Here is a 20,462-nt window from a genome sequence, read left to right on the forward strand (position 1 = left end):
TTTACATTTATGGGCAGCGAATTTTTTCTTCGCTGCCCTACTTCTATATAAGGAAAGGAGCGTTTAATGAAAACATTGGAGATTGATATTGAAACCTTCAGCAGTGTAAATCTCGCTAAGTCTGGTGTTTACCGATATGTCGAAGCATCCGATTTTGAAATTATACTTTTCGGCTACAGCGTGGACGGTGGTCCTGTTCAAGTGGTCGATCTTGCCTGCGGAGAGAAAATACCAGGCGATGTGCTGACAGCACTGACAGATGATAGCATTACGAAATTTGCCCACAACAGTGCATTTGAACGTATATGCCTCTCACGCTATTTGGGCTACCCGACTGGTGAATATCTCGACCCCAGTTCATGGCGTTGCACGATGATATGGTCAGCCTATATGGGGCTGCCCCTTTCCCTTGAAGGAGCTGGTGCGGTATTAGGTCTTGAGAAACAAAAGCTGACGGAGGGCAGAGATTTAATTCGCTACTTTTGCACTCCCTGCAAACCTACCGCTTCTAATGGCCAAAGAACTCGCAATCTGCCTATACATGCCCCTGATAAATGGGAGGCATTCAAGGCATATAACCAAAGGGATGTAGAAACAGAAATGTCCATTCAGGTTAAACTTTCAAAGTTTCCCGTGCCGGAGAGTGTTTGGGATGAATATCATCTGGATCAGGAAATTAATGACCGGGGCGTAGCTCTGGATATGGAGTTTGTGAGTTGTGCAATCCAAGCAGATGAACTTTCCCGCTCTATACTATTAGAGAAAATGGAAACATTGACTTCCCTTGATAATCCTAATTCCGTACAGCAATTAAAAGCGTGGCTGGCTGACAATGGCCTTGAAACAGATACTCTCGGCAAAAAGGCTGTATCTGAGTTATTGCAGACTGCACCGGAACCCCTTAGTGAGGTGTTGTCACTCCGTCAGCGGCTGGCAAAATCATCAATAAAGAAATATCAAGCAATGGAAAACGCTGTCTGCTCAGATAGTCGTGCTCGGGGAATGTTTCAATTTTACGGGGCAAATCGTACGGGAAGATTCTCTGGAAGATTAATACAATTACAAAACCTCCCCCAAAATCATATGACTGACCTAAAAGAAGCCCGAAACCTTGTACGCTCCGGCAACTTTGCGGCTTTGGAAATGCTCTATGATTCTGTGCCGGAGGTATTGTCGGAGCTTATACGCACCTCTTTTATTCCCAAGGATGGCTGCAAATTTATCGTGGCGGATTTTTCTTCAATTGAGAGAATTGTTTTAGCTTGGCTTGCAAGTGAAAAATGGGTGCTTGATGCTTACAAGGCAAAAAAGGACTTATATATAGCCACGGCAAGCCAAATGTTTCATGTGCCTATTAATCAGATAGATAAAAAGAGTCCACTCAGGCAAAAAGGTAAGGTGGCAGATTTAGCCTGTGGTTACGGCGGCTCAGTCGGAGCCTTAAAAGCAATGGGCGCTCTGGAGATGGGGTTAAGTGAAGATGAGCTTAAGCCCCTGGTTAACTCTTGGCGCTCGGCTAATTCAAACATTGTGCGCTTCTGGTGGGATGTTGACCGGGCGGCAATAAAGGCAGTTAGGGATCGGACCACAGCAGAAACACACAATATTCGCTTTTCCTATCAGAGTGGAATGCTCTTTATAACCCTTCCCTCCGGCAGACGCCTTGCTTATGTAAAGCCGCGAATCGGAATTAACCAGTTTGGTTCAGATTGCGTGACTTACGAGGGTGTCGGAGCAACGAAAAAATGGGAGCGGCTACAATCCTACGGTCCTAAATTTGTAGAGAATATCGTACAAGCTCTCAGTCGTGACCTCCTCTGCCATGCCATGCAAAATCTACGGCACTTTCCTATTGTAATGCACATCCACGATGAAATTGTTATTGAAGCTGAAAACCACATAACCACTGAAGATATATGTAAACAAATGACTCAACCCCCGCCTTGGGCAAAAGGACTGTTGCTCCGGGCTGACGGGTTTGATTGTACATTTTATAAAAAAGACTAAAAAAATACTACGGAAATTGGCAGGTACTGTCCTTTAGATAATGAGGGCGGTATCTGCTTTTTAAATTGACATTTTGGTTGCCAAACCTCCTCTTACTGTCCTGTGGGTATTAAGGGGCTAAAACCCTAATAAACACGAGGAGGCGAACCCTATGTTTTATGCAAAAGAAAAAATCACTTCTACAGTTGATATAACTGTAGAACTCCACGATGACAATGTGTTCTGCACCTGCCCCGGCTGCGGGTGTGAGGTGGAGATTGACCTGGCGGAACTATTCAGCGATGGAGAAAGTGACCTCCATGGAACTGCAGTTTACTGCCCAGACTGCAGTAAAGAGAAATTGGGTGTTGGCTTATGAGGATAAATAAGTTTAATTCTGAAGGTTACTACGACCCGACCCCTTATGAAGCCTTAACAAACATCATCAAAGACGAAAAAGAATTGTATCCCCCTAGCGCCGCACCTGCATTATCCGCAATTTATGGATGATGAAGACAAGGAAGAGCGAGAATTAGGACTTCGTTTTGCCCTTATTCTTCTCGGTAAATGTGATGAATTGTGGGTGTTTGGCGAGCGTGTTAGTAGTGGCATGGCACAGGGAATTGCTAAGGCGAAGAAACGCAATATGCCTATTAGGTGTTTCAACTATAGATGTGAGGAGGTCGGGAGATGAAAGATTTAATTGCAATTAATTATGATAACCAGAAACCAACCGTTAGTGGGCGTGAACTTCATGCAGCACTTAAAGTGGCTACTCAGTACAAAGACTGGTTTCCGCGCATGTGTGAGTACGGGTTTAAAGAAGGAAAAGACTATTGCTCATTTTTGAGCCATAGGTCTGACGGGCTTCCGGGCAAGCCGAGAACAGACCACGCTATTACAATTGCTATGGCCAAGGAACTTTGTATGCTCCAGCGTAGTGAGATGGGCAGGAAATTTAGACAATATTTTATCTCCATTGAGGAAGCTTGGAATTCCCCTGAAAAAATTATGGAACGAGCTTTACAAATTGCTAGGCAAAAAGCTATCGAAGCTGAAAAACAAATATTTGCTTTGACTGAAGAAAATGAAGCTCTCGAAATAGCCCTTAACACATCACTTCAGTTTTTTACAGTGGCCAAATATAACAAGGTTTTCAATATGGGCTGGAACCTTTCTGAATGCCAGTCTATTGGCAAGCGTCTATCAGCATATTGCCGCTCCCACGCTATTGAAATAAGGTTGTGCGAAACAAATGACGAAAGGTTTGGAACCGTTAACAGTTATCCCATCACTGCTTGGGAAGATTTCCTGGAGGTGGCACCGTGCGTGATTTAAAAATCGCCAAGCCAGAAAGGCGGGGTATGTCGATCAGATACTTCACCCATAAAGGTAGGGGGGAGGCTTTATAATGATTGAATTTACCCTCTACACAGCGGATTGTGCGGGAAACCTCTCAAACTGTTTTTACCCTAAAAAGACGGTAATTAAAGATAAGGATTCTTTCCTTGAAGCAATCAAGTTTGACCATGTTAGTGCGGAGTATAAGGACAATTATCGAAGCAACACCAATTTCATTACAGCTGATAATATTGTCCTTGATTGCGATAATGACCACTCGGATGATCTTAAAGACTGGGTTACTCCGGTTGATGTGGCTATAGCCTTCCCCGGGGTTTCCTATGCCATATCTTATAGCAGAAACCACATGAAGCAAAAGTCTGATAAATCTCCAAGGCCCAGGTTTCATGTGTATTTTATGACTCCAACAATTAATGACCAGGATGAATACGCCACCTTAAAACAAGAGGTCGCATTAAACTTTCCGTTCTTTGACACAAATGCTCTTGACAGCGCCAGGTTCATTTTTGGCTCAGATAATGGTGAAGTTGAGTTTTTTGAAGGGAGCCTGAATATTGTTGAATTCCTGGAGGATAGCAGCTTTGCCGACTGGGATGAGGAGCAGGAAGAAATACCCAAAGGAAAACGCAACAGCACCATGTCCCATTATGCCGGGAGAGTTATTAAGCGTTTTGGCAATACCGAGGAAGCGCACTCCCGGTTCCTAAAACAAGCGGAAAAATGCAACCCACCCCTGGAGGAAAGTGAATTAAATACTATCTGGAATAGTGCGGTTAGCTTTGGGAAAAAAGTAGCGGCTCAGGCCGGGTATATTCCACCAGAGGTCTACAACTCGGATAGCGTATTAAAACCATCGGATTTTTCGGATGTGGGCCAGGCTGTAGTTTTAGCAAGGGAGTATGAAAGTAAACTCAGGTATTCCCCTGCCACGGATTTCATCGTTTACAATGGTAGCTTTTGGGAGGAATCGAAACCAAAGGCACAGGCAATAGCCCAGGAACTCACCACCAGGCAATTGGAAGAGGCCAGATCTGAAATGAAAAAAGCGATGGATGAAATGGTGAAAAACGGGGCGGCCGAAATACTGGCCAATATGGGAGCTAAAAAGGCAGTGGCTGCTTTTAATGAACAGCAATCCCATGCCTTTGATATGTATGAAGCTGCAAGCACGTATAGAAAATATGCCATCAAACGTCGGGACTCAAAGGAGATAGCCGCATCATTAAAAGAAGCTCGGCCCATGCTGGAAATCAGGCAAAGTGATCTTGATACGGATGAGTTTTTACTAAACACCCCAAAAGGCACTTATGATCTAAGGCTTGGCACCAAGGTGGAGCATGACCCTAATCATTTTATTACTAAAGAAACAGCGGTGGAACCTGGTGCAGCAGGTATGGATAAATGGATGGATGCCCTAAATACCTTCTTCTTAAAAGACCGGGACTTAATTGATTATGTGCAAAAGGTAGTGGGACTTGCCGCCATTGGCAAGGTTTATGTGGAGGCTTTAATTATCGCCTATGGAGAAGGCCGCAATGGTAAATCTACCTTCTGGAACGCAATCTCCAGGGTGCTTGGTACCTATAGTGGCAACATTTCTGCAGACATACTGACAGTTGGCTGCAGGAGAAACGTAAAGCCGGAACTAGCCGAAGCGAAGGGAAAAAGGCTATTGATTGCTGCGGAAATGGAAGAAGGCATGCGCCTTAATACATCTAATGTTAAACAGCTTTGCTCCACTGATGAGATATATGCGGAAAAGAAATACAAGGATCCCTTTAGCTATATTCCGAGCCACACCTTGGTTTTATACACCAACCACCTGCCAAAGGTTGGAGCCATTGATACGGGTACTTGGAGAAGGTTAATCGTCATCCCATTTGCCGCAAAGATTGAGGGCAGCCAGGATATTAAAAACTACGGCGATTACCTTTTCGAGAATGCGGGCGGAGCGATACTCAGCTGGATAATCGAAGGATCTAGAAAAGTAATTAAGGACGATTACCAGAGAGATCTGCCGGAAAAAGTCAGGGATGCCATTTCAGCCTATAAGGAAAATAACGACTGGCTGGCCCACTTTCTCGACGAGTGCTGTGATCTGGATAAAGCTCTTACCGAAAAATCAGGCGAGGTATATAGAGAGTACCGGGCCTTCTGCATGAGAACCGGTGAGTATACAAGGAGCACAACCGATTTTTACACGGCTTTAGAATCAGAAGGATTTGAAAGACAAAAGACCAAAATGGGGGTTATTGTAAAGGGATTAAGGTTAAGGTCTGAATTTCTCCTAGAATAGGCTATTTCCCCAAAGGTGCAGGTCGGTGCAAGTCATATTATAAAGTCTTCTATAGGGGTTAAAAAAAAGTCTATATAAAAAGTTATGTATATGACCTGCTACGACCTGCACCCCGGTTACCCCTGATGCTTAGGAGGCAAAAAATGCTTGAAAAACATATAGAACAAAAATTAGTACAGGCAGTTAAAAAAGCAAGTGGGATTGCACCTAAACTTATATGTCCCGGATTTGATGGAATGCCAGACCGCTTGGTGCTATTACCAAATGGGAAGATGGCATTTGTGGAATTAAAGGCTCCGGGTAAGAAACCCCGCCCACTACAGATAAAAAGACACGGGGTGTTACGGCAGTTAGGTTTTAAGGTTTATGTTTTGGATGACCTAGAGCAAATTGGAGGGATATTACATGAAATTGAAAATTCATTGTGACTGGTGTGGTCAAGAATTTAAACGGAAAAAATCACAAATCAAAGATAAGAACTACTACCTGAATAATGGTTCAGACAATCTTCTGCTAATAACAATGTCTGAACACTCAAAAATTCATGCAGCACAGAAAGAGAGGGATGTTTATGGACGGTTTATTAAATCGAACTAATCTGCATAAATACCAGGAATACAGCGTGAGGTTTATTATCGATCACCCAACTGCCGCCATACTGCTTGACTGCGGACTGGGAAAAACAGTAATCACACTCACGGCATTGAATGAACTTCTCTTTGATTATTTTGAGATGCATAAGGTACTTGTCATCTGCCCTTTAAGAGTCGGCAATGTATGGAAAAACGAAGTTCAAAAATGGTCACATATCAGAAACCTGAAATTAAGCGTAGCGATTGGGACGGAAACGGAGCGTCTTGCAGCTCTCAAAACCCCGGCAGATATCTATATTATCAACCGCGAGAATGTTAAGTGGCTTGTAGAGGATAGCTCCCTCCCCTTTGACTTCGACACTGTAATTATAGACGAGCTCTCATCCTTTAAAAATCATCAGGCTAAACGCTTCCGGGCTCTTATGAAAGTTCGTCCCCGGGTCAAAAGAATCATCGGTCTTACCGGCACACCTGCAAGTAACGGTCTAATGGATTTATGGGCCGAGTTTAGATTGCTTGATATGGGCCAGAGGCTTGGGAGGTTTATCGGCAGGTACCGAGAGGATTATTTCGTACCGGATAAGCGTAACCAGCAAGTAATATTTTCCTACAAACCAAAACCCGGTGCAGAAGATGCTATCTACCGACTGATTTCAGACATCACCATCAGCATGAAGGGTTCTGATTATCTCAAACTTCCGGAGCTGATTGTAAACGAAGTGCAAGTAAAACTTTCCGAAAAGGAAAAGGAAACTCTTGATGCCATGAAGCGGGATCTAATAACAATAATCAAGGGTGAGGAAATTACTGCAGCCAATGCCGCAGCATTATCGGGAAAACTCCTGCAGATGGCTAATGGCGCAGTCTATGATGATCAAGGTGCGGTGGTCCATATCCACGACCGCAAGCTGGATGCCCTTGAGGATTTAATTGAAGGTGCAAACGGCAAGCCTGTGCTTATTGCTTACTGGTACAACCACGACCTTGAGCGTATCTGCAAGCGGTTTGATGTTAGACAGATCAAAACCTCAAAGGACATCGCTGATTGGAATCATGGGGATATTCAGATTGCAGTTATTCACCCTGCTTCTGCGGGACATGGACTAAACCTTCAAAGCGGCGGTTCCACCCTCATCTGGTTCGGCCTTACCTGGTCTCTTGAGTTATATCAGCAGACCAATGCCCGTCTATGGCGGCAAGGTCAGAAGGACACGGTGGTTATCCACCACATCGTTGCCAAAGGAACCATTGATGAACAGGTTATGACGGCGATTCGCAAAAAAGAAAAAACCCAGTCCGACCTTATTAATGCAGTCAAGATAAATCTAACGGAAAGGAGAAAAACCGCATGAAGGATCCCTATGAAATGCTGGCAAATGCCATTGTCCTGCGGGCGGTCAGGGACTATCGCGACTCACTAAAAAAACTGAAAAAGTACCCCAACAATAAGTCTGCTTTATATACCAAACGTGAAGTAGAGCGGTTTTTCCATTCCGACTGGTACGCATCGCTTACTACAGTTGACCCGGAGATGCTTATAGAAAAACTTAAGGGGGAGGTTATATGATGACGGCGAAAGAATATCTCGGACAGGCTTATCGCCTGGACCAACGGATAAATAGTAAATTAGAACAGGTGGCTTCACTTAACGAGCTCGCTACAAAAGCTACATCCACTCTTACCGGCATGCCGAAGAATCCTAACCGGGCAACATCCAAAATGGCAGATGCAGTGGCTAAAATCGTGGACCTGCAAGCAGAAATAAATAATGACATTGATCGTTTAGTGGATTTAAAGCGGGAGATTGTAGGAGTCATTAAGACAGTCAATAACCCTGAATATCAGACTCTCCTTGAGAAACGATACCTTTGTTTTGATACTTGGGAACAGATCGCTGTGGATATGGGATATAACGTGCGGCATGTCTACCGAATACACGATGATGCGGTTGGAATAATTCAAATTCCTTAAAGTTGTCACCTAATGTCACTGTTTGTCAGTATTGCTTTTGTGATACTATCAAGGTAGATAAATATAAAGATCCAGGGCCTTCGTGGAAAAATCTGCGGGGGCTTTTTTCATGGCCAGAATTGAGGTGAGGAAATGCCAAGGAAGCCTAAAAGACCCTGTTCTTACCCCAGCTGCGGTCGGCTCGTTAGTGACGGGCAATACTGCGCTGAACACCAAAAAACTATGAATAGAAATTACAACAAACATCAACGCGACCCTGCATCCAACAAACGATACGGCCGTGCATGGAAACGCATCCGCGATAGATACATCAAGGTCCACCCCCTTTGTGAAGAGTGCCAAAGGCAAGGCAGGCTTACCCCTGCTGAGGAAGTCCATCACATCCTTCCCCTATCGAAGGGCGGAGGAAACGAGAAGAACAACCTCATGTCTCTTTGTAAATCCTGCCACTCCCGAATCACTGTCGAGAGCGGTGACCGGTGGGGGCAGTCAAATCTCTAAAACCTTTTTTAGCGGACAGCGGCGGGGGGCTTCGTGTTGAAAAATACCGGTTCAAAGGGGGGATTGAAGCCGTGTCTGGAAAGGAGGTGATGGCGTATGGCAAAAGACGGAACAAACAGAGGCGGCAGGCGAGTTCGTGCAGGAGACAAACCAGATCCTCTTGCAGATAAAATCAATAAAGGTAAAACCGCAAAAATACTGGAAGTGCCGGACATAACCCCTGAGTCGATACTGGAAGTTGAGGACTTAGATGTGGACTCTGATCTTTACGGAGAAGATATGCCTGCGCCAAGCGACTACCTTAGCACCAGGCAAAAGGACGGAAAGCCTTTAGGGGCGGATGCACTATTTATCGAAACCTGGAAATGGTTAAGAGACCGAGGCTGCGAAAAATTTGTTAACCCAAGGCTAATTGAAGCTTATGCTCAAGCCTTTACACGATACATTCAATGCGAAGAGGCCATTAGCACTTACGGGCTTTTGGGAAAACATCCTACCACAGGCGGAGCAATCGCCAGCCCCTTTGTGCAGATGAGTCAGTCATTTCAGAAACAGGCAAATCTCTTATGGTATGAGATTTTTGACATAGTAAAGCAAAACTGCACCACCGCTTTTGTGGGCAATCCCCAGGATGATATTATGGAGGCCCTTTTATCCAATAGGAAGGGACGGTGATAATAAGTGAATTCAACAGAACGTTTTGAAAAAGTAAATATAGATAAACTGGTACCCTATGCTAGAAATGCTCGTACACACAGCAAGGAACAGATTCTCCAACTTAGAGCATCGCTGAGGGAATTTGGATTTGTCAACCCGGTCATTGTGGACAAGGATTTAAACATCATAGCAGGTCATGGCAGAATCCTGGCTGCCAAGGAAGAAAGCGTCAAGGAAGTCCCTTGTGTATTTGCAGAGCATCTTAGCGAAGCGCAAAAACGAGCTTACATTATTGCCGACAATCGCCTGGCCTTAAACGCAGGCTGGGATGCTGAGATGCTTTCGGTAGAGATTTCTGATCTTCAAGGTGTAGATTTTGATATCTCCCTTCTTGGTTTTGACGATGCGGAGTTAAATAAATTGTTGAGCGATAATGATGATGTCCAAGAAGATGATTTTGATGTAGATACGGAGCTAAAAAAACCTACTACTACTAAACTGGGTGATATTTGGCTTTTAGGAAAACATCGTCTTGTTTGCGGTGATTCCACTAAGGCTGAAACATTTGAACTATTGATGGATGGAAAACAAGCTAACCTTACAGTTACAGATCCGCCTTACAATGTAAATTATGAAGGAACAGCTGGAAAAATTAAAAATGATAATATGGCTAATGAAGCATTCTATAACTTCCTGCTTGCATCGTTTAAAAACATCGAAGCAGCAATGGCAAAGGATGCTTCTATTTATGTATTCCATGCGGATACTGAAGGGTTGAATTTCAGAAAGGCTTTCTCTGATGCTGGTTTTTATCTTTCCGGCACCTGCATTTGGAAAAAGCAATCGCTGGTTCTGGGACGTTCTCCCTATCAGTGGCAACATGAGCCTGTGCTCTTTGGCTGGAAGAAGTCTGGCAAACACAACTGGTATGCCGACCGCAAGCAAACTACCATTTGGGAATTTGAAAAGCCGAAAAAGAATGCAGATCATCCAACAATGAAGCCTGTTACACTGGTGGCTTACCCTATTTTAAACTCAAGCTTAACTAATTGCATCGTTCTTGATCCCTTCGGCGGCTCCGGAAGTACACTTATTGCCTGCGAGCAGACGAACCGAATCTGTCATATGATTGAGCTTGATGAAAAGTTCTGCGATGTTATTGTGAAGCGATATTATCAGAACTTTCCTGAAAACGCTATAAAACTAAACGGCAGCCCTGTAAATCCAGAGCTGCTGTTTAAAGACTCCTGATAAACAAAATTGAACCTCCAATGGTTAGAGATGGTGCCAGGTATAGATATCAGGGTGCTCAATGCTTGACCGCCGCCAAACCTTAAGTCGCATATTCTAAATAATATAACTCACATACCACTTGCTATTTACAGCTTTCAGAGTGATATATGTTACTACCAAAAAAGAAAGGTGGTATGGAAAATGAGAATTGACTACAATATGACAGGCCCAAGACGCAAAGCCCTGGTAGAAGCTATCAGCCAGGAACTAAACGCCCCAGTAAAATACCTGGGTGCTCCTACCTTCACTTATGTGGTGGACAGCTATAACGTTGACAGGAACGGGGTGCTTGCAGGTAAGGACAACCCCGGACTGGTTGCTGACCTTTTAGGATTACATGATTTCAAAGCGGTTTGTGAAAAATATGATGCCCCGCTTCCTGAAGCAGAGCCCGTTCCAGAGGATTTGCAGATCCCCTTTGAAGCTGCTCTCGGCGGCAGGATTAGTCCTTATAAGGACTATGAGGAACTGCCTTTTAAAGATTCAGCATTACAAGAAGAAGTAGATTCCTTGACCATCGAAATGCCAAGGGCAGATTTTACTGATGCAGCGATTGAAAACCTAAAAAGACTGGTAGAAAGCAAAGAAACTCTCATTAAGAAGGCTTTGGATACCGACTCAGTTCCGGTAATCGTTGAAGAAGAAATCATAAGTTTTCCTTGGTTTAGGGGTGAGCGGAACTCCGATGAAATCAAAGCCTACACCCATTTTATTGCGGCTCTTTGCGAAATGGCCAAGACGCAGAAAAGGGTTAATGCCAGAGAAAAAGCTGTGGAAAATGAGAAGTATGCCTTCCGTTGCTTCCTCCTGAGGCTGGGCTTTATAGGCCCGGAATACAAAGCTGAGCGCAGAATTCTTTTGTCTAAACTAACCGGCAGTGCTGCTTATGCGAAGATAAAATAAAGGCAAGGAGGATTAAGAATGCTTAAAGAAATACACCCGGAAATGCTAAAACAGCTAAGAAGCTATTATCCACCAGGCACAAGGGTAATGCTTATCAGAATGAATGACCCCTATACCAAGCTTCAGCCCGGCACTAAAGGCACTGTCACTGGTGTTGATGACATTGGAACAATCCATGTAAATTGGGATTCTGGTAGCTCTTTAGGGATAGCTTTTGGCGAAGATGAATGCCGGAAAATTGGGGGGGCCAGAATATGAATGAGAAGATTAAGGAGCAGATACTAATTATTAGGAACAGCGGTGTTACAAATATGTTTGATGTTAATAGAGTCCAGCATGAAGCTAACTGCCTAGGCTTTTACGAGTTGGTTTTATATTTGGAAGAGCATAAAGATGAATACGGTCGTTTTATTCTGACTGGTGAAACACCGTAAATAGATTTTTAAAAGCAAGGGGCTTTCAAGCGAAGGCTCTTTTCTTTTGCCCATTTTATATTTTGGAAAGGAGGCGGCACTCATTCGGAAACTAAAGAAATACACCTCCACAAAGTTTATGGCGAAGGATTCAGTTTATTGCCAGGATGCCGCCGACTATGCTGTTTCTTTTATACAGGCCCTTAACCACACTAAAGGTACATGGGCGGGAAAACCCTTTGAGCTTATAGACTGGCAGGAACGGATTGTAAGAGATGTTTTTGGTATTTTAAAGCCTAACGGATATCGACAGTTTAACACCGCTTATGTAGAAATCCCGAAAAAGATGGGTAAAAGTGAGCTAGCCGCTGCTATTGCTCTCCTTCTTACTTGTGGTGATGGAGAAGAACGAGCTGAAGTTTATGGCTGTGCCGCTGATCGCAATCAAGCATCTATTGTTTTTAACGTGGCTGCTGATATGGTGCGGATGTGCCCGGCTTTAGCAAAACGTGTTAAAATCCTTGATTCCATGAAAAGGCTAATCTATAAGCCCACAGGAAGTGTTTATCAGGTGCTTTCCGCTGATATCAAAAACAAGCATGGCTTTAACACCCATGGTGTAGTCTTTGATGAGCTGCATACTCAGCCCAATAGAAAGTTATATGATGTTATGACCAAAGGCAGCGGAGATGCCAGAATGCAGCCTTTATATTTCCTAATAACCACCGCCGGGGATAATCAAAACAGCATCTGCTGGGAAGTACATCAGAAGGCAGTAGATATCCTTGACGGTAGAAAGAATGACCCTACCTTCTATCCTGTTATTTACGGAGCCGAATTGGAGGATGACTGGACGGATCCGAAGGTATGGAAAAAGGCAAATCCTTCTTTGGGAATCACAGTGACAATGGATAAGGTTAAAGCAGCATTTGAATCAGCAAGGCAAAACCCAGCAGAAGAGAATAGCTTCCGGCAACTTCGATTAAATCAATGGGTGAAACAATCAGTGCGCTGGATGCCGATGGATAAATGGGATGCTTGCGCGTTTAAGGTTGATCCAGAAAAGCTAAAAGGGCGAGTTTGTTATGGCGGACTAGACCTTTCCTCTTCCACCGATATTACAGCTTTTGTACTGGTGTTTCCTCCGATTGATGAAGATGATAAATACAGTGTCTTACCTTACTTTTGGATACCGGAAGAGAATATTGATTTACGTGTCCGGCGGGACCATGTTAATTATGACTTGTGGGAAAAGCAAGGTTTTCTTAAAACCACTGAAGGCAATGTTGTCCATTATGGCTTTATAGAATCTTTCATTGAGGAATTAGGCATGGACTATAACATTCGTGAAATCGCCTTTGACCGTTGGGGTGCTGTGCAAATGACGCAAAATCTTGAAGGTATGGGTTTTACTGTTGTTCCTTTTGGTCAGGGTTTTAAGGATATGTCACCGCCCACCAAGGAACTGATGAAGCTTACTTTAGAAGAAAAGTTAGCCCATGGCGGGCATCCAGTGCTTCGTTGGATGATGGATAACATCTTTATCCGTACCGATCCTGCTGGAAACATCAAGCCGGATAAAGAAAAATCGACTGAAAGAATTGATGGTGCTGTTTCTACGATTATGGCTCTTGATAGAGCAATACGTTGTGGCGGAGAGACAGGGTCTTCAGTTTACGATGATAGAGGGCTTTTAATACTTTAGTGCTATTGGTTTCATGTTATAATCGATTTAATTAAGTAAAGATTTTATTGAACACTAGTAGAATAATGTGACTCAAAAGTGTACAGTAACAATGAAGGAAGAAGAGGGATGCAATTGCTTTCACAAGAGTTAAAAAAAGGGAAAAATATCATTGCAATCGTATTACTAATGATTCTATTGATTATACCCTTTCATAGTCATGTTTATCATATGAGCCTGTATTATATAATAGTTGTTTTTGTCTTTATTCCGCTTGCATTTTATCGAATCATCAGAAGTGATTCCTTCGAAAAGAGGTTTTATTTTAAATGGAAAACGAAGAGAGAAAAAGGGCGCTTAACTAATATGATTAGGGAGGGCTTGCGAACTATTATTTTTATAGTAGTTATCGTATTCAGCAGTCAATTTATTGTAAATGGTCGTACACCCGGTTTTATCTTATCGGAGTTACCTATAAATGTAAGTATGGGGTTGATGTTTTTTCTCTTTATTTTTGGTGCTATAGCTGGAATTGTTGCTTGGTACGAAAATGAGAAAAGGTTCAATAAAATTTCTTTAAATTTGGAAACAAAGAGGTAAATAATCAACCAACTAAATGGAGAAATACCAAAAGATATATTTAGACTTATCTCCTAGTTGCATAGTATTTATAATATATGACTTAAATTAATAGATAAATACCCCAAAAGCATCTCAACCGAGGTGCTTTTTTCATGCCCATTTTTAAGGAGAGTGATGCAAATGGGCCTACTTAAAAATCTATTTAAAGCAAGAGATAAACCAAAAAACAGGACACCAGGCAGTAGCTATAGCTTCTTCTTTGGTGGAACTACAAGCGGTAAGCCGGTAAATGAACACACAGCCATGCAGATGACTGCAGTTTATTCCTGTGTAAGGATACTGGCTGAAGCAGTAGCGGGGCTTCCCCTCCATTTATATAAATACACAGCAAGCGGCGGTAAGGAGAAAGCCCTCTTCCACCCGCTGTATTTTTTACTGCACGATGAGCCTAACCCCGAGATGAGCTCCTTCGTATTTAGGGAGACATTAATGACGCATCTTTTGCTGTGGGGAAATGCCTATGCGCAAATTATCCGTAACGGTAAAGGTGAGGTTATTGCTCTATACCCTTTGATGCCAAACCGGATGAGAGTTGACCGGGATTCCAAAGGAGAACTTTATTACTCCTACACCCGGTATTCAGATGAAGCACCAGCAATAAATGGCATGACAGTCACCCTAAGGCCCAGCGATGTGCTGCATATTCCAGGACTTGGCTTTGACGGTTTGGTGGGGTACTCTCCCATTGCTATGGCTAAAAACGCCATCGGGCTTGCAATGGCAACTGAAGAATACGGAGCCAAGTTTTTTGCCAACGGTGCTGCACCGGGCGGAGTCCTTGAACATCCCGGCACCATTAAAGATCCACAAAAGGTCAAAGAGAGCTGGAACATGGCCTATCAGGGAAGCAGTAACGCTCACCGGGTAGCCGTTTTAGAAGAAGGCATGAAGTACCAGCCAATAGGTATTTCACCGGAACAAGCGCAGTTTTTAGAAACAAGGAAGTTTCAAATCAATGAAATCGCTCGCATTTTTCGTGTGCCTCCGCACATGGTGGGAGATCTTGAAAAGTCGAGCTTTTCTAATATTGAGCAGCAGTCACTAGAGTTTGTAAAATACACCCTTGACCCTTGGGTAATCCGCTGGGAACAGGCTATCAGCCGCTCTCTTTTACGGACTGATGAAAAGAAGCTTCTATTTGCCAAATTTAATGTGGATGGGCTGCTTCGAGGTGACTATACTAGCCGAATGAACGGGTATGCGATAGGAATACAGAATGGCTTTATGTGCCCTAATGATGCAAGAGCATTAGAAGATATGGACTTGATACCTGATGAGCTAGGTGGAAACAAATTCTTGTGCAATGGCAACATGGTGGATTTAGCTCGGGCTGGATACTGGAGTAATAAGTATGGCGAGGGTTGATATGGTACGCAAAGACCAATTTTTACAGAAATGGAGGGAACCGAATGAAGAAATTCTGGAACTGGGTACGTGATGAAGATTCAGAATCACGAACTCTCTACCTAAACGGCGTGATAGCCGAGGAAAGCTGGTTTGAAGATGATGTGACCCCGGTTGCCTTTAAGGAAGAATTGTTAAGCGGCAAAGGAGATATCATTGTCTGGATCAACTCTCCCGGAGGCGATTGCATCGCTGCAGCACAGATTTACAATATGCTAATGGACTACAAGGGCAATGTCACAGTTAAGATTGACGGAATTGCCGCATCAGCAGCATCAGTGATTTCCATGGCGGGAACAAAAGTTCTAATGTCCCCAACTTCCCTGATGATGCTCCACAATCCTTTCACTATCGCCATTGGAGACAGTGAAGAAATGCAAAAAGCAATCGGTATGCTAAATGAAGTAAAAGAAAGCATCATCAATGCCTATGAGATTAAAACCGGCCTGTCGAGGACAAGGCTCTCACACCTGATGGATGCGGAAACCTGGCTAAATGCTAATAAAGCTATTGAACTTGGCTTTGCCGATGCCATTATGTTTAAGCCCGGCGAAAGCCCGCCGCAAGACAGTTTTGTATTTAGTCGAAGAGCGGTAGCAAATTCCCTTCTCGACAAGCTAAAAAAACCAATACCCAAACAGTCCACCGAGCCACTATATGAGCGGCTTAATTTATTAAAATATTAGGAGGTACCAACATGAGTAAAATACTTGAATTACGTGAAAAACGGGCTAAAGCCTGGGAAGCAGCCAAAGCATTTCTTGATTCAAAACGAGGAAATGATGGTTTAGTATCCGCAGAAGACGCTGCAATCTACGACAAGATGGAAGCAGACATTGTTAATCTGGGCAAGGAAATAAGCCGCCTTGAGCGGCAGGAGGCTCTCGAAGCTGAACTTAATAAACCTGTCAACACGCCCCTTACTGGAAAGCCAGTAAATCCAGATATGGATGAAAAAACCGGTAGAGCCAGTGATGAATACAAAAAAGCCTTCTGGAATGTGATGCGTTCAAAGAACCCCAGACAGGATGTGCTAAACGCTTTATCCATAGGCGAAGAATCAGAAGGCGGATACCTTGTGCCGAATGAGTTTGAAAGAACCCTTATTCAAAACCTGGAAGAAGAAAACATCTTCCGTAAGCTGGCTAAGATCATTCAAACTTCAAGTGGGGATCGTAAAATTCCCATTGTAGTAACCAAAGGAACAGCATCTTGGCTTGATGAAGGTGAAGATTATGACGAAGATAATGTTGTTTTTGGTCAGGCTTCTATTGGGGCCTATAAGCTGGGTACTATGATTAAAGTTTCCGAAGAGCTCCTAAATGACAGTGTGTTTAACATTGAGGAATTTATCTCAACTGAGTTTGCCAGAAGAATCGGAGCCAAGGAAGAAGAAGCCTTTCTTGTAGGAGACGGTGAAGGAAAGCCTACAGGCATCTTTGCCGCAACCGGAGGTGCGCAAATAGGTGCTACTGCTGCCGCCAATAACGCTATTACTGCAGATGAGGTTATTGATTTAGTCTATTCGCTTAAGTCTCCCTACAGGAAAAATGCGGTATTCATCCTTAATGACGCCACCGTTAAAGTCTTAAGAAAACTAAAAGATGGTCAAGGGCAATATTTATGGCAGCCCTCATTAACTGCTGGGACTCCGGATACTCTTCTTAACCGGCCGGTTTATACCTCTGCTTATGCCCCTACTATTGCAGCTGGTGCCAGGACTATCGCTTTCGGTGATTTCAAGTATTACTGGATTGCCGACAGACAAGGAAGAAGCTTTAAACGCCTGAACGAGCTTTATGCAACTACAGGTCAGGTTGGTTTTCTCGGCAGCCAAAGGGTGGATGGGAAACTGATTCTTCCTGAAGCAATTAAAGTCTTGCAGCAGAAGGCTTAATGGGGGTGCTAATGATGAGCTATAACACTAAAAACTATACCGAGCAAGGCGGCGAGAAAACTGTCATTGGCGGGATTTTGGAAGTTATAGAGGGTGGCTCTTTGGAGATTAAAGAAGGAGCATTTTTAAAAGGATTCCCTATAGCTTCAAACCAGGCTAACAGCACCGCCGCCAAGGTCAATGATCTAAAGGATAACTTCAATGACTTGCTGGCCAAGCTTAAGGATGCTGGTTTCATGGAATTTGACACCTGGAACGTATCCGTTGCGAAAGCACCGATAGCTACCGAAGGGCAGCCGATAACCGCGAATCAAAGCCAGGTCAGTGATGTAACCATTGCCGATGGCATAATCACTGTTACCGTTGATGTAGAGGAGCTAGTGGAATTTGATAGCGCCAATCCCGCACAGGGCATCCATAAATGGATAGGGATTTTAATATCTACCGGACTTTCTGATATCACCAAAATCAAATACAACGGTTATCAGCTAACACAAGCTGATGTAACAGAGGCAGCCAGTGTAGGCGGCACAGACGGAGATATCATCATGTGGCTCAAATGCGATGAGATTATAGAAACGCCTAAGCTCTTTACGCTGTGGTCCTCCGGCTATGATGAAACCGAATTTATGGTGGAAATAGTGGCTCCAGAAGAATAAAGAAAGGATGGTGGCGGAGATGACACTATTTGAAAAAGTTAAAGCTAATCTGATCTTAGAGCATGATAAGGATGATGAACTTCTCAGTAGCTATATCGCCGCCGCTATATCCTATGCTGAAAGTTACCAGCATCTATCGGAAGGTTATTATTCCAATAACGAAATACCCCTTACTACCGAGCAGGCAGTAATTATGCTTGCCTCCTATTTTTATGAAAGTAGGGACGGTGGCACCGGGGGTTTCTTTGCCGATAGCGCATTAGCTGGACGACAAGCACAGGATACCATTAATTCCCTTCTGCGACTTGATCGGGATTGGAAGGTGTAGCCTATGAGCATTGGAAAAATGAACACCTTTATTGACCTGATAACAACTGAAGTAACCAAAGACAGTGAAGGTTTTAGCACCGTTAAAGATACCATCATTGCCTCAGTCAGAGCATATAAGGAAGATCGGTATGCCAGCGAGAAATGGGCAAACATGGCTGCCTTTTCTGAAGCCAATGCCCTTTTTCGTTTTCGAAGGATACCAGATGTTGAAGTATCTACCGCTATGGTTATTGTTTGTAATGACGGACGATATAAAGTTACAAGTGTGATGGACATAAAGAATCGTGGGATGTATATAGAGGTTCTAGCCAAAAAAGTAGTGGAATCTAGTGGCTAAAGCAGAAATGAGGAGGTGACTTGGCATTATGGGACGCTGCTCAGTTAAAATGCCGGAAAATTTTCTCTTAAAGATATCAAAACTGGGTGATAAGACAGATGAAATTATTCCTAAAGTTCTGGATGCAGGCGGTGAGGTCATGCTTCATAAGATTAAATCAAACTTGACCGCTGTCATTGGAAGCGGCACCAAATACCCGTCACGTTCCACCGGAGAACTAGAACTTGCTTTAGGACTCTCACCAGCTCTAATTGATAAAAAAGGCAACCATAATATCAAAGTCGGATTTTCCGAGCCTAGAAGTGATGGAGACAGCAATGCCAAGATTGCAAATATCCTTGAGTATGGAAAAAGCGGTCAGCCACCAAAACCCTTTTTAAAACCAGCCAGATCTTCCGGCAGAAAATCCTGCATTGAAGTGATGAAGGCAAAGCTGGACGAGGAGTTGAAGAAAGGAATATGAGCATACTATTCGAATTAAATACTCTCTTGGGAACGCTGGATATACCTATTGAAACGGGAATATTCAGCGAAGCTCCCCCGGATGAATATCTGGTAATCACTCCGATGTCAGATAGCCTTGACCTTTACGCAGATAATAGACCGTTAACACAACTAGAGGAAGTAAGGCTTTCTCTTTTTACAAAGAGCAACTATATAAATAGACGAAACCAGCTGACAAGATTACTCCTTGAGGCTGGTTTTTCCATTACCGATCGCAGATATATCGGTTTTGAGGAAGATACAAAATACCATCATTATTGCGTAGATGTAATGATGGAATATGAAATGGAGGTATAAAACCATGGCAACTATAGGTTTAGATCGGCTATATTATGCAAAAATCACTGAAGATACAAACGGTGATGAAACTTATGGCGCTCCCCAAATACTGGCCAAGGCTATGACCGCCGAGCTAAGTGTAGAGCTTATTGAAGCGATACTTTATGCTAATGATGCAGCCTCAGAAATTGTTAAGGAGTTTAAAAGTGGTGCTTTGAGCCTGGGGGTGGATGATCTTGCGTCAGCAGTTATCCAGGATTTAACCGGCTGTAAGATTGACAGTAACAACGTAGTAGTTTCCAGAAGTGAGGACGGTGGCAGCCCGGTGGCTATTGGGTTTCGGGCAAAAAAGGCTAACGGGAGATATCGTCACTTCTGGCTTTATCGGGTTATCTTTAGTATTCCTGCTACCAGTCTGGCCACCAAGGGGGATTCCATTACCTTTAGCAGTCCCACCATAGAAGGCACTGTTTTCAGGAGAAACAAGCTTGATGGGGAGAATAAACACCCATGGAAAGCAGAAGTGACAGAAGGAGATGATGGAGTGGCAGCTTCCATCATTACCAATTGGTTCACATCTGTTTATGAACCCGACTTTACTGAGGTGACACCCACTATTACCATTACGACTCAACCGGCAGCTACAACGGAAGTGACTGAGGGCAGCATTACCGAGAGCCTTTCGGTGGTAGCCAGCAGCAATACCGGTAACCCAGTCACTTACCAATGGTATGAGAATGAGGTAGATAGT

General features: G+C 43.6%; 24 protein-coding genes and 2 pseudogenes. All 26 read left to right on the forward strand.

Features of this window, described 5'->3' with window-relative positions; translation table 11 throughout:
* Positions 1-66 precede the first annotated feature (66 nt).
* A complete protein-coding gene (locus tag ACZ5Q0_RS07435; RefSeq protein ID WP_447182362.1) occupies positions 67-2,007 on the forward strand; it encodes a DNA polymerase in 1,941 nt (646 codons plus the stop codon).
* Positions 2,008-2,158: 151 nt separating this feature from the next.
* Entirely contained in the window at positions 2,159-2,365 is a 207-nt protein-coding gene (locus ACZ5Q0_RS07440; protein WP_446818699.1) for a hypothetical protein, read from the forward strand.
* A pseudogene (locus ACZ5Q0_RS07445) lies at positions 2,362-2,680 on the forward strand (DUF7768 domain-containing protein). Before ACZ5Q0_RS07440 ends, ACZ5Q0_RS07445 begins: the two are co-directional and overlap by 4 nt.
* Entirely contained in the window at positions 2,677-3,324 is a 648-nt protein-coding gene (locus ACZ5Q0_RS07450) for an antA/AntB antirepressor family protein (RefSeq protein WP_446818698.1), read from the forward strand. The pseudogene ACZ5Q0_RS07445 and the gene ACZ5Q0_RS07450 overlap by 4 nt, the downstream one beginning before the upstream one ends.
* Before the next feature lie 73 nt (positions 3,325-3,397).
* Positions 3,398-5,644 (forward strand): phage/plasmid primase, P4 family, encoded by a 2,247-nt coding sequence (locus ACZ5Q0_RS07455; protein ID WP_446818697.1) that lies wholly within the window; start codon positions 3,398-3,400, stop codon positions 5,642-5,644.
* A 143-nt stretch (positions 5,645-5,787) separates the two neighbouring features.
* Positions 5,788-6,072: a VRR-NUC domain-containing protein gene (locus ACZ5Q0_RS07460; protein ID WP_446818695.1), complete on the forward strand. Its 285-nt coding sequence runs from the start codon at positions 5,788-5,790 to the stop codon at positions 6,070-6,072.
* 116 nt (positions 6,073-6,188) lie between these two features.
* Complete coding sequence (locus ACZ5Q0_RS07465; protein WP_464827090.1) at positions 6,189-7,589, forward strand: SNF2-related protein; 1,401 nt, start codon at positions 6,189-6,191, stop codon at positions 7,587-7,589.
* Complete coding sequence (locus ACZ5Q0_RS07470) at positions 7,586-7,804, forward strand: hypothetical protein (protein ID WP_446818693.1); 219 nt, start codon at positions 7,586-7,588, stop codon at positions 7,802-7,804. The genes ACZ5Q0_RS07465 and ACZ5Q0_RS07470 overlap by 4 nt, the downstream gene beginning before the upstream one ends.
* Positions 7,801-8,208 carry a hypothetical protein gene (locus tag ACZ5Q0_RS07475; RefSeq protein ID WP_446818692.1) on the forward strand — a complete coding sequence of 136 codons (408 nt, stop codon included), beginning with the start codon at positions 7,801-7,803 and terminating at the stop codon, positions 8,206-8,208. Before ACZ5Q0_RS07470 ends, ACZ5Q0_RS07475 begins: the two co-directional genes overlap by 4 nt.
* A 132-nt stretch (positions 8,209-8,340) precedes the next feature.
* Positions 8,341-8,709 (forward strand): HNH endonuclease, encoded by a 369-nt coding sequence (locus ACZ5Q0_RS07480; protein WP_446818691.1) that lies wholly within the window; start codon positions 8,341-8,343, stop codon positions 8,707-8,709.
* Positions 8,710-8,805: 96 nt separating this feature from the next.
* Complete coding sequence (locus ACZ5Q0_RS07485) at positions 8,806-9,384, forward strand: P27 family phage terminase small subunit (RefSeq protein ID WP_446818690.1); 579 nt, start codon at positions 8,806-8,808, stop codon at positions 9,382-9,384.
* A 6-nt stretch (positions 9,385-9,390) separates the two neighbouring features.
* Positions 9,391-10,617, forward strand: coding sequence for a site-specific DNA-methyltransferase (locus tag ACZ5Q0_RS07490; RefSeq protein WP_446818689.1), 1,227 nt, complete (start codon positions 9,391-9,393; stop codon positions 10,615-10,617).
* 183 nt (positions 10,618-10,800) lie between these two features.
* Positions 10,801-11,562 (forward strand): virulence protein, encoded by a 762-nt coding sequence (locus ACZ5Q0_RS07495; protein WP_446818688.1) that lies wholly within the window; start codon positions 10,801-10,803, stop codon positions 11,560-11,562.
* Positions 11,563-11,580: 18 nt separating this feature from the next.
* Positions 11,581-11,820, forward strand: coding sequence for a DUF4314 domain-containing protein (locus ACZ5Q0_RS07500; RefSeq protein WP_446818687.1), 240 nt, complete (start codon positions 11,581-11,583; stop codon positions 11,818-11,820).
* Positions 11,817-11,996, forward strand: a complete 180-nt coding sequence (locus ACZ5Q0_RS07505) for a DUF5049 domain-containing protein (protein ID WP_446818686.1) — start codon at positions 11,817-11,819, stop codon at positions 11,994-11,996. The genes ACZ5Q0_RS07500 and ACZ5Q0_RS07505 overlap by 4 nt, the downstream gene beginning before the upstream one ends.
* 82 nt (positions 11,997-12,078) lie before the next feature.
* The gene (locus ACZ5Q0_RS07510) at positions 12,079-13,680 is read left to right on the forward strand and encodes a terminase large subunit (protein WP_446820795.1); all 1,602 of its coding nucleotides are present in this window, start codon (positions 12,079-12,081) and stop codon (positions 13,678-13,680) included.
* Positions 13,681-13,788: 108 nt separating this feature from the next.
* Positions 13,789-14,259: a hypothetical protein gene (locus ACZ5Q0_RS07515; RefSeq protein WP_446818685.1), complete on the forward strand. Its 471-nt coding sequence runs from the start codon at positions 13,789-13,791 to the stop codon at positions 14,257-14,259.
* Positions 14,260-14,421: 162 nt separating this feature from the next.
* On the forward strand, positions 14,422-15,666 hold the full coding sequence (locus tag ACZ5Q0_RS07520) for a phage portal protein (protein WP_446818684.1): 1,245 nt from the start codon (positions 14,422-14,424) through the stop codon (positions 15,664-15,666).
* A 44-nt stretch (positions 15,667-15,710) separates the two neighbouring features.
* The gene (locus ACZ5Q0_RS07525) at positions 15,711-16,391 is read left to right on the forward strand and encodes a head maturation protease, ClpP-related (RefSeq protein WP_446818683.1); all 681 of its coding nucleotides are present in this window, start codon (positions 15,711-15,713) and stop codon (positions 16,389-16,391) included.
* A gap of 11 nt (positions 16,392-16,402) precedes the next feature.
* Positions 16,403-17,602: a phage major capsid protein gene (locus ACZ5Q0_RS07530; protein WP_447182364.1), complete on the forward strand. Its 1,200-nt coding sequence runs from the start codon at positions 16,403-16,405 to the stop codon at positions 17,600-17,602.
* 11 nt (positions 17,603-17,613) lie between these two features.
* A complete protein-coding gene (locus tag ACZ5Q0_RS07535; protein ID WP_446818681.1) occupies positions 17,614-18,261 on the forward strand; it encodes a hypothetical protein in 648 nt (215 codons plus the stop codon).
* A gap of 19 nt (positions 18,262-18,280) precedes the next feature.
* Positions 18,281-18,589 carry a head-tail connector protein gene (locus ACZ5Q0_RS07540; RefSeq protein ID WP_446818680.1) on the forward strand — a complete coding sequence of 103 codons (309 nt, stop codon included), beginning with the start codon at positions 18,281-18,283 and terminating at the stop codon, positions 18,587-18,589.
* 3 nt (positions 18,590-18,592) lie between these two features.
* Positions 18,593-18,928 (forward strand): phage head closure protein, encoded by a 336-nt coding sequence (locus ACZ5Q0_RS07545; RefSeq protein ID WP_446818679.1) that lies wholly within the window; start codon positions 18,593-18,595, stop codon positions 18,926-18,928.
* A 28-nt stretch (positions 18,929-18,956) separates the two neighbouring features.
* Positions 18,957-19,391, forward strand: coding sequence for an HK97 gp10 family phage protein (locus ACZ5Q0_RS07550; RefSeq protein WP_446818678.1), 435 nt, complete (start codon positions 18,957-18,959; stop codon positions 19,389-19,391).
* Positions 19,388-19,729 (forward strand): hypothetical protein, encoded by a 342-nt coding sequence (locus ACZ5Q0_RS07555; RefSeq protein WP_214023576.1) that lies wholly within the window; start codon positions 19,388-19,390, stop codon positions 19,727-19,729. Before ACZ5Q0_RS07550 ends, ACZ5Q0_RS07555 begins: the two co-directional genes overlap by 4 nt.
* Before the next feature lie 4 nt (positions 19,730-19,733).
* Positions 19,734-20,309: pseudogene (locus tag ACZ5Q0_RS07560) on the forward strand (major tail protein); the annotation flags it as partial.
* Positions 20,310-20,462 lie beyond the last annotated feature (153 nt).

The sequence above is a fragment of the Syntrophomonas erecta subsp. sporosyntropha genome (assembly GCF_055395365.1).

Excerpts from the sequence above, each read along its gene's own strand:
- ACZ5Q0_RS07540 (WP_446818680.1), top strand. The coding sequence starts at position 18,281 with ATGACACTATTTGAAAAAGTTAAAGCTAATCTGATCTTAGAGCATGAT.
- ACZ5Q0_RS07475 (WP_446818692.1), top strand. The coding sequence starts at position 7,801 with ATGATGACGGCGAAAGAATATCTCGGACAGGCTTATCGCCTGGACCAA.
- ACZ5Q0_RS07520 (WP_446818684.1), top strand. The coding sequence starts at position 14,422 with ATGGGCCTACTTAAAAATCTATTTAAAGCAAGAGATAAACCAAAAAAC.
- ACZ5Q0_RS07435 (WP_447182362.1), top strand. The coding sequence starts at position 67 with ATGAAAACATTGGAGATTGATATTGAAACCTTCAGCAGTGTAAATCTC.
- ACZ5Q0_RS07485 (WP_446818690.1), top strand. The coding sequence starts at position 8,806 with ATGGCAAAAGACGGAACAAACAGAGGCGGCAGGCGAGTTCGTGCAGGA.
- ACZ5Q0_RS07555 (WP_214023576.1), top strand. The coding sequence starts at position 19,388 with ATGAGCATACTATTCGAATTAAATACTCTCTTGGGAACGCTGGATATA.
- ACZ5Q0_RS07465 (WP_464827090.1), top strand. The coding sequence starts at position 6,189 with ATGCAGCACAGAAAGAGAGGGATGTTTATGGACGGTTTATTAAATCGA.
- ACZ5Q0_RS07545 (WP_446818679.1), top strand. The coding sequence starts at position 18,593 with ATGAGCATTGGAAAAATGAACACCTTTATTGACCTGATAACAACTGAA.
- ACZ5Q0_RS07495 (WP_446818688.1), top strand. The coding sequence starts at position 10,801 with ATGAGAATTGACTACAATATGACAGGCCCAAGACGCAAAGCCCTGGTA.
- ACZ5Q0_RS07505 (WP_446818686.1), top strand. The coding sequence starts at position 11,817 with ATGAATGAGAAGATTAAGGAGCAGATACTAATTATTAGGAACAGCGGT.
- ACZ5Q0_RS07535 (WP_446818681.1), top strand. The coding sequence starts at position 17,614 with ATGATGAGCTATAACACTAAAAACTATACCGAGCAAGGCGGCGAGAAA.
- ACZ5Q0_RS07480 (WP_446818691.1), top strand. The coding sequence starts at position 8,341 with ATGCCAAGGAAGCCTAAAAGACCCTGTTCTTACCCCAGCTGCGGTCGG.
- ACZ5Q0_RS07440 (WP_446818699.1), top strand. The coding sequence starts at position 2,159 with ATGTTTTATGCAAAAGAAAAAATCACTTCTACAGTTGATATAACTGTA.
- ACZ5Q0_RS07455 (WP_446818697.1), top strand. The coding sequence starts at position 3,398 with ATGATTGAATTTACCCTCTACACAGCGGATTGTGCGGGAAACCTCTCA.
- ACZ5Q0_RS07450 (WP_446818698.1), top strand. The coding sequence starts at position 2,677 with ATGAAAGATTTAATTGCAATTAATTATGATAACCAGAAACCAACCGTT.
- ACZ5Q0_RS07525 (WP_446818683.1), top strand. The coding sequence starts at position 15,711 with ATGAAGAAATTCTGGAACTGGGTACGTGATGAAGATTCAGAATCACGA.
- ACZ5Q0_RS07460 (WP_446818695.1), top strand. The coding sequence starts at position 5,788 with ATGCTTGAAAAACATATAGAACAAAAATTAGTACAGGCAGTTAAAAAA.
- ACZ5Q0_RS07530 (WP_447182364.1), top strand. The coding sequence starts at position 16,403 with ATGAGTAAAATACTTGAATTACGTGAAAAACGGGCTAAAGCCTGGGAA.
- ACZ5Q0_RS07515 (WP_446818685.1), top strand. The coding sequence starts at position 13,789 with ATGCAATTGCTTTCACAAGAGTTAAAAAAAGGGAAAAATATCATTGCA.
- ACZ5Q0_RS07470 (WP_446818693.1), top strand. The coding sequence starts at position 7,586 with ATGAAGGATCCCTATGAAATGCTGGCAAATGCCATTGTCCTGCGGGCG.
- ACZ5Q0_RS07500 (WP_446818687.1), top strand. The coding sequence starts at position 11,581 with ATGCTTAAAGAAATACACCCGGAAATGCTAAAACAGCTAAGAAGCTAT.
- ACZ5Q0_RS07550 (WP_446818678.1), top strand. The coding sequence starts at position 18,957 with ATGGGACGCTGCTCAGTTAAAATGCCGGAAAATTTTCTCTTAAAGATA.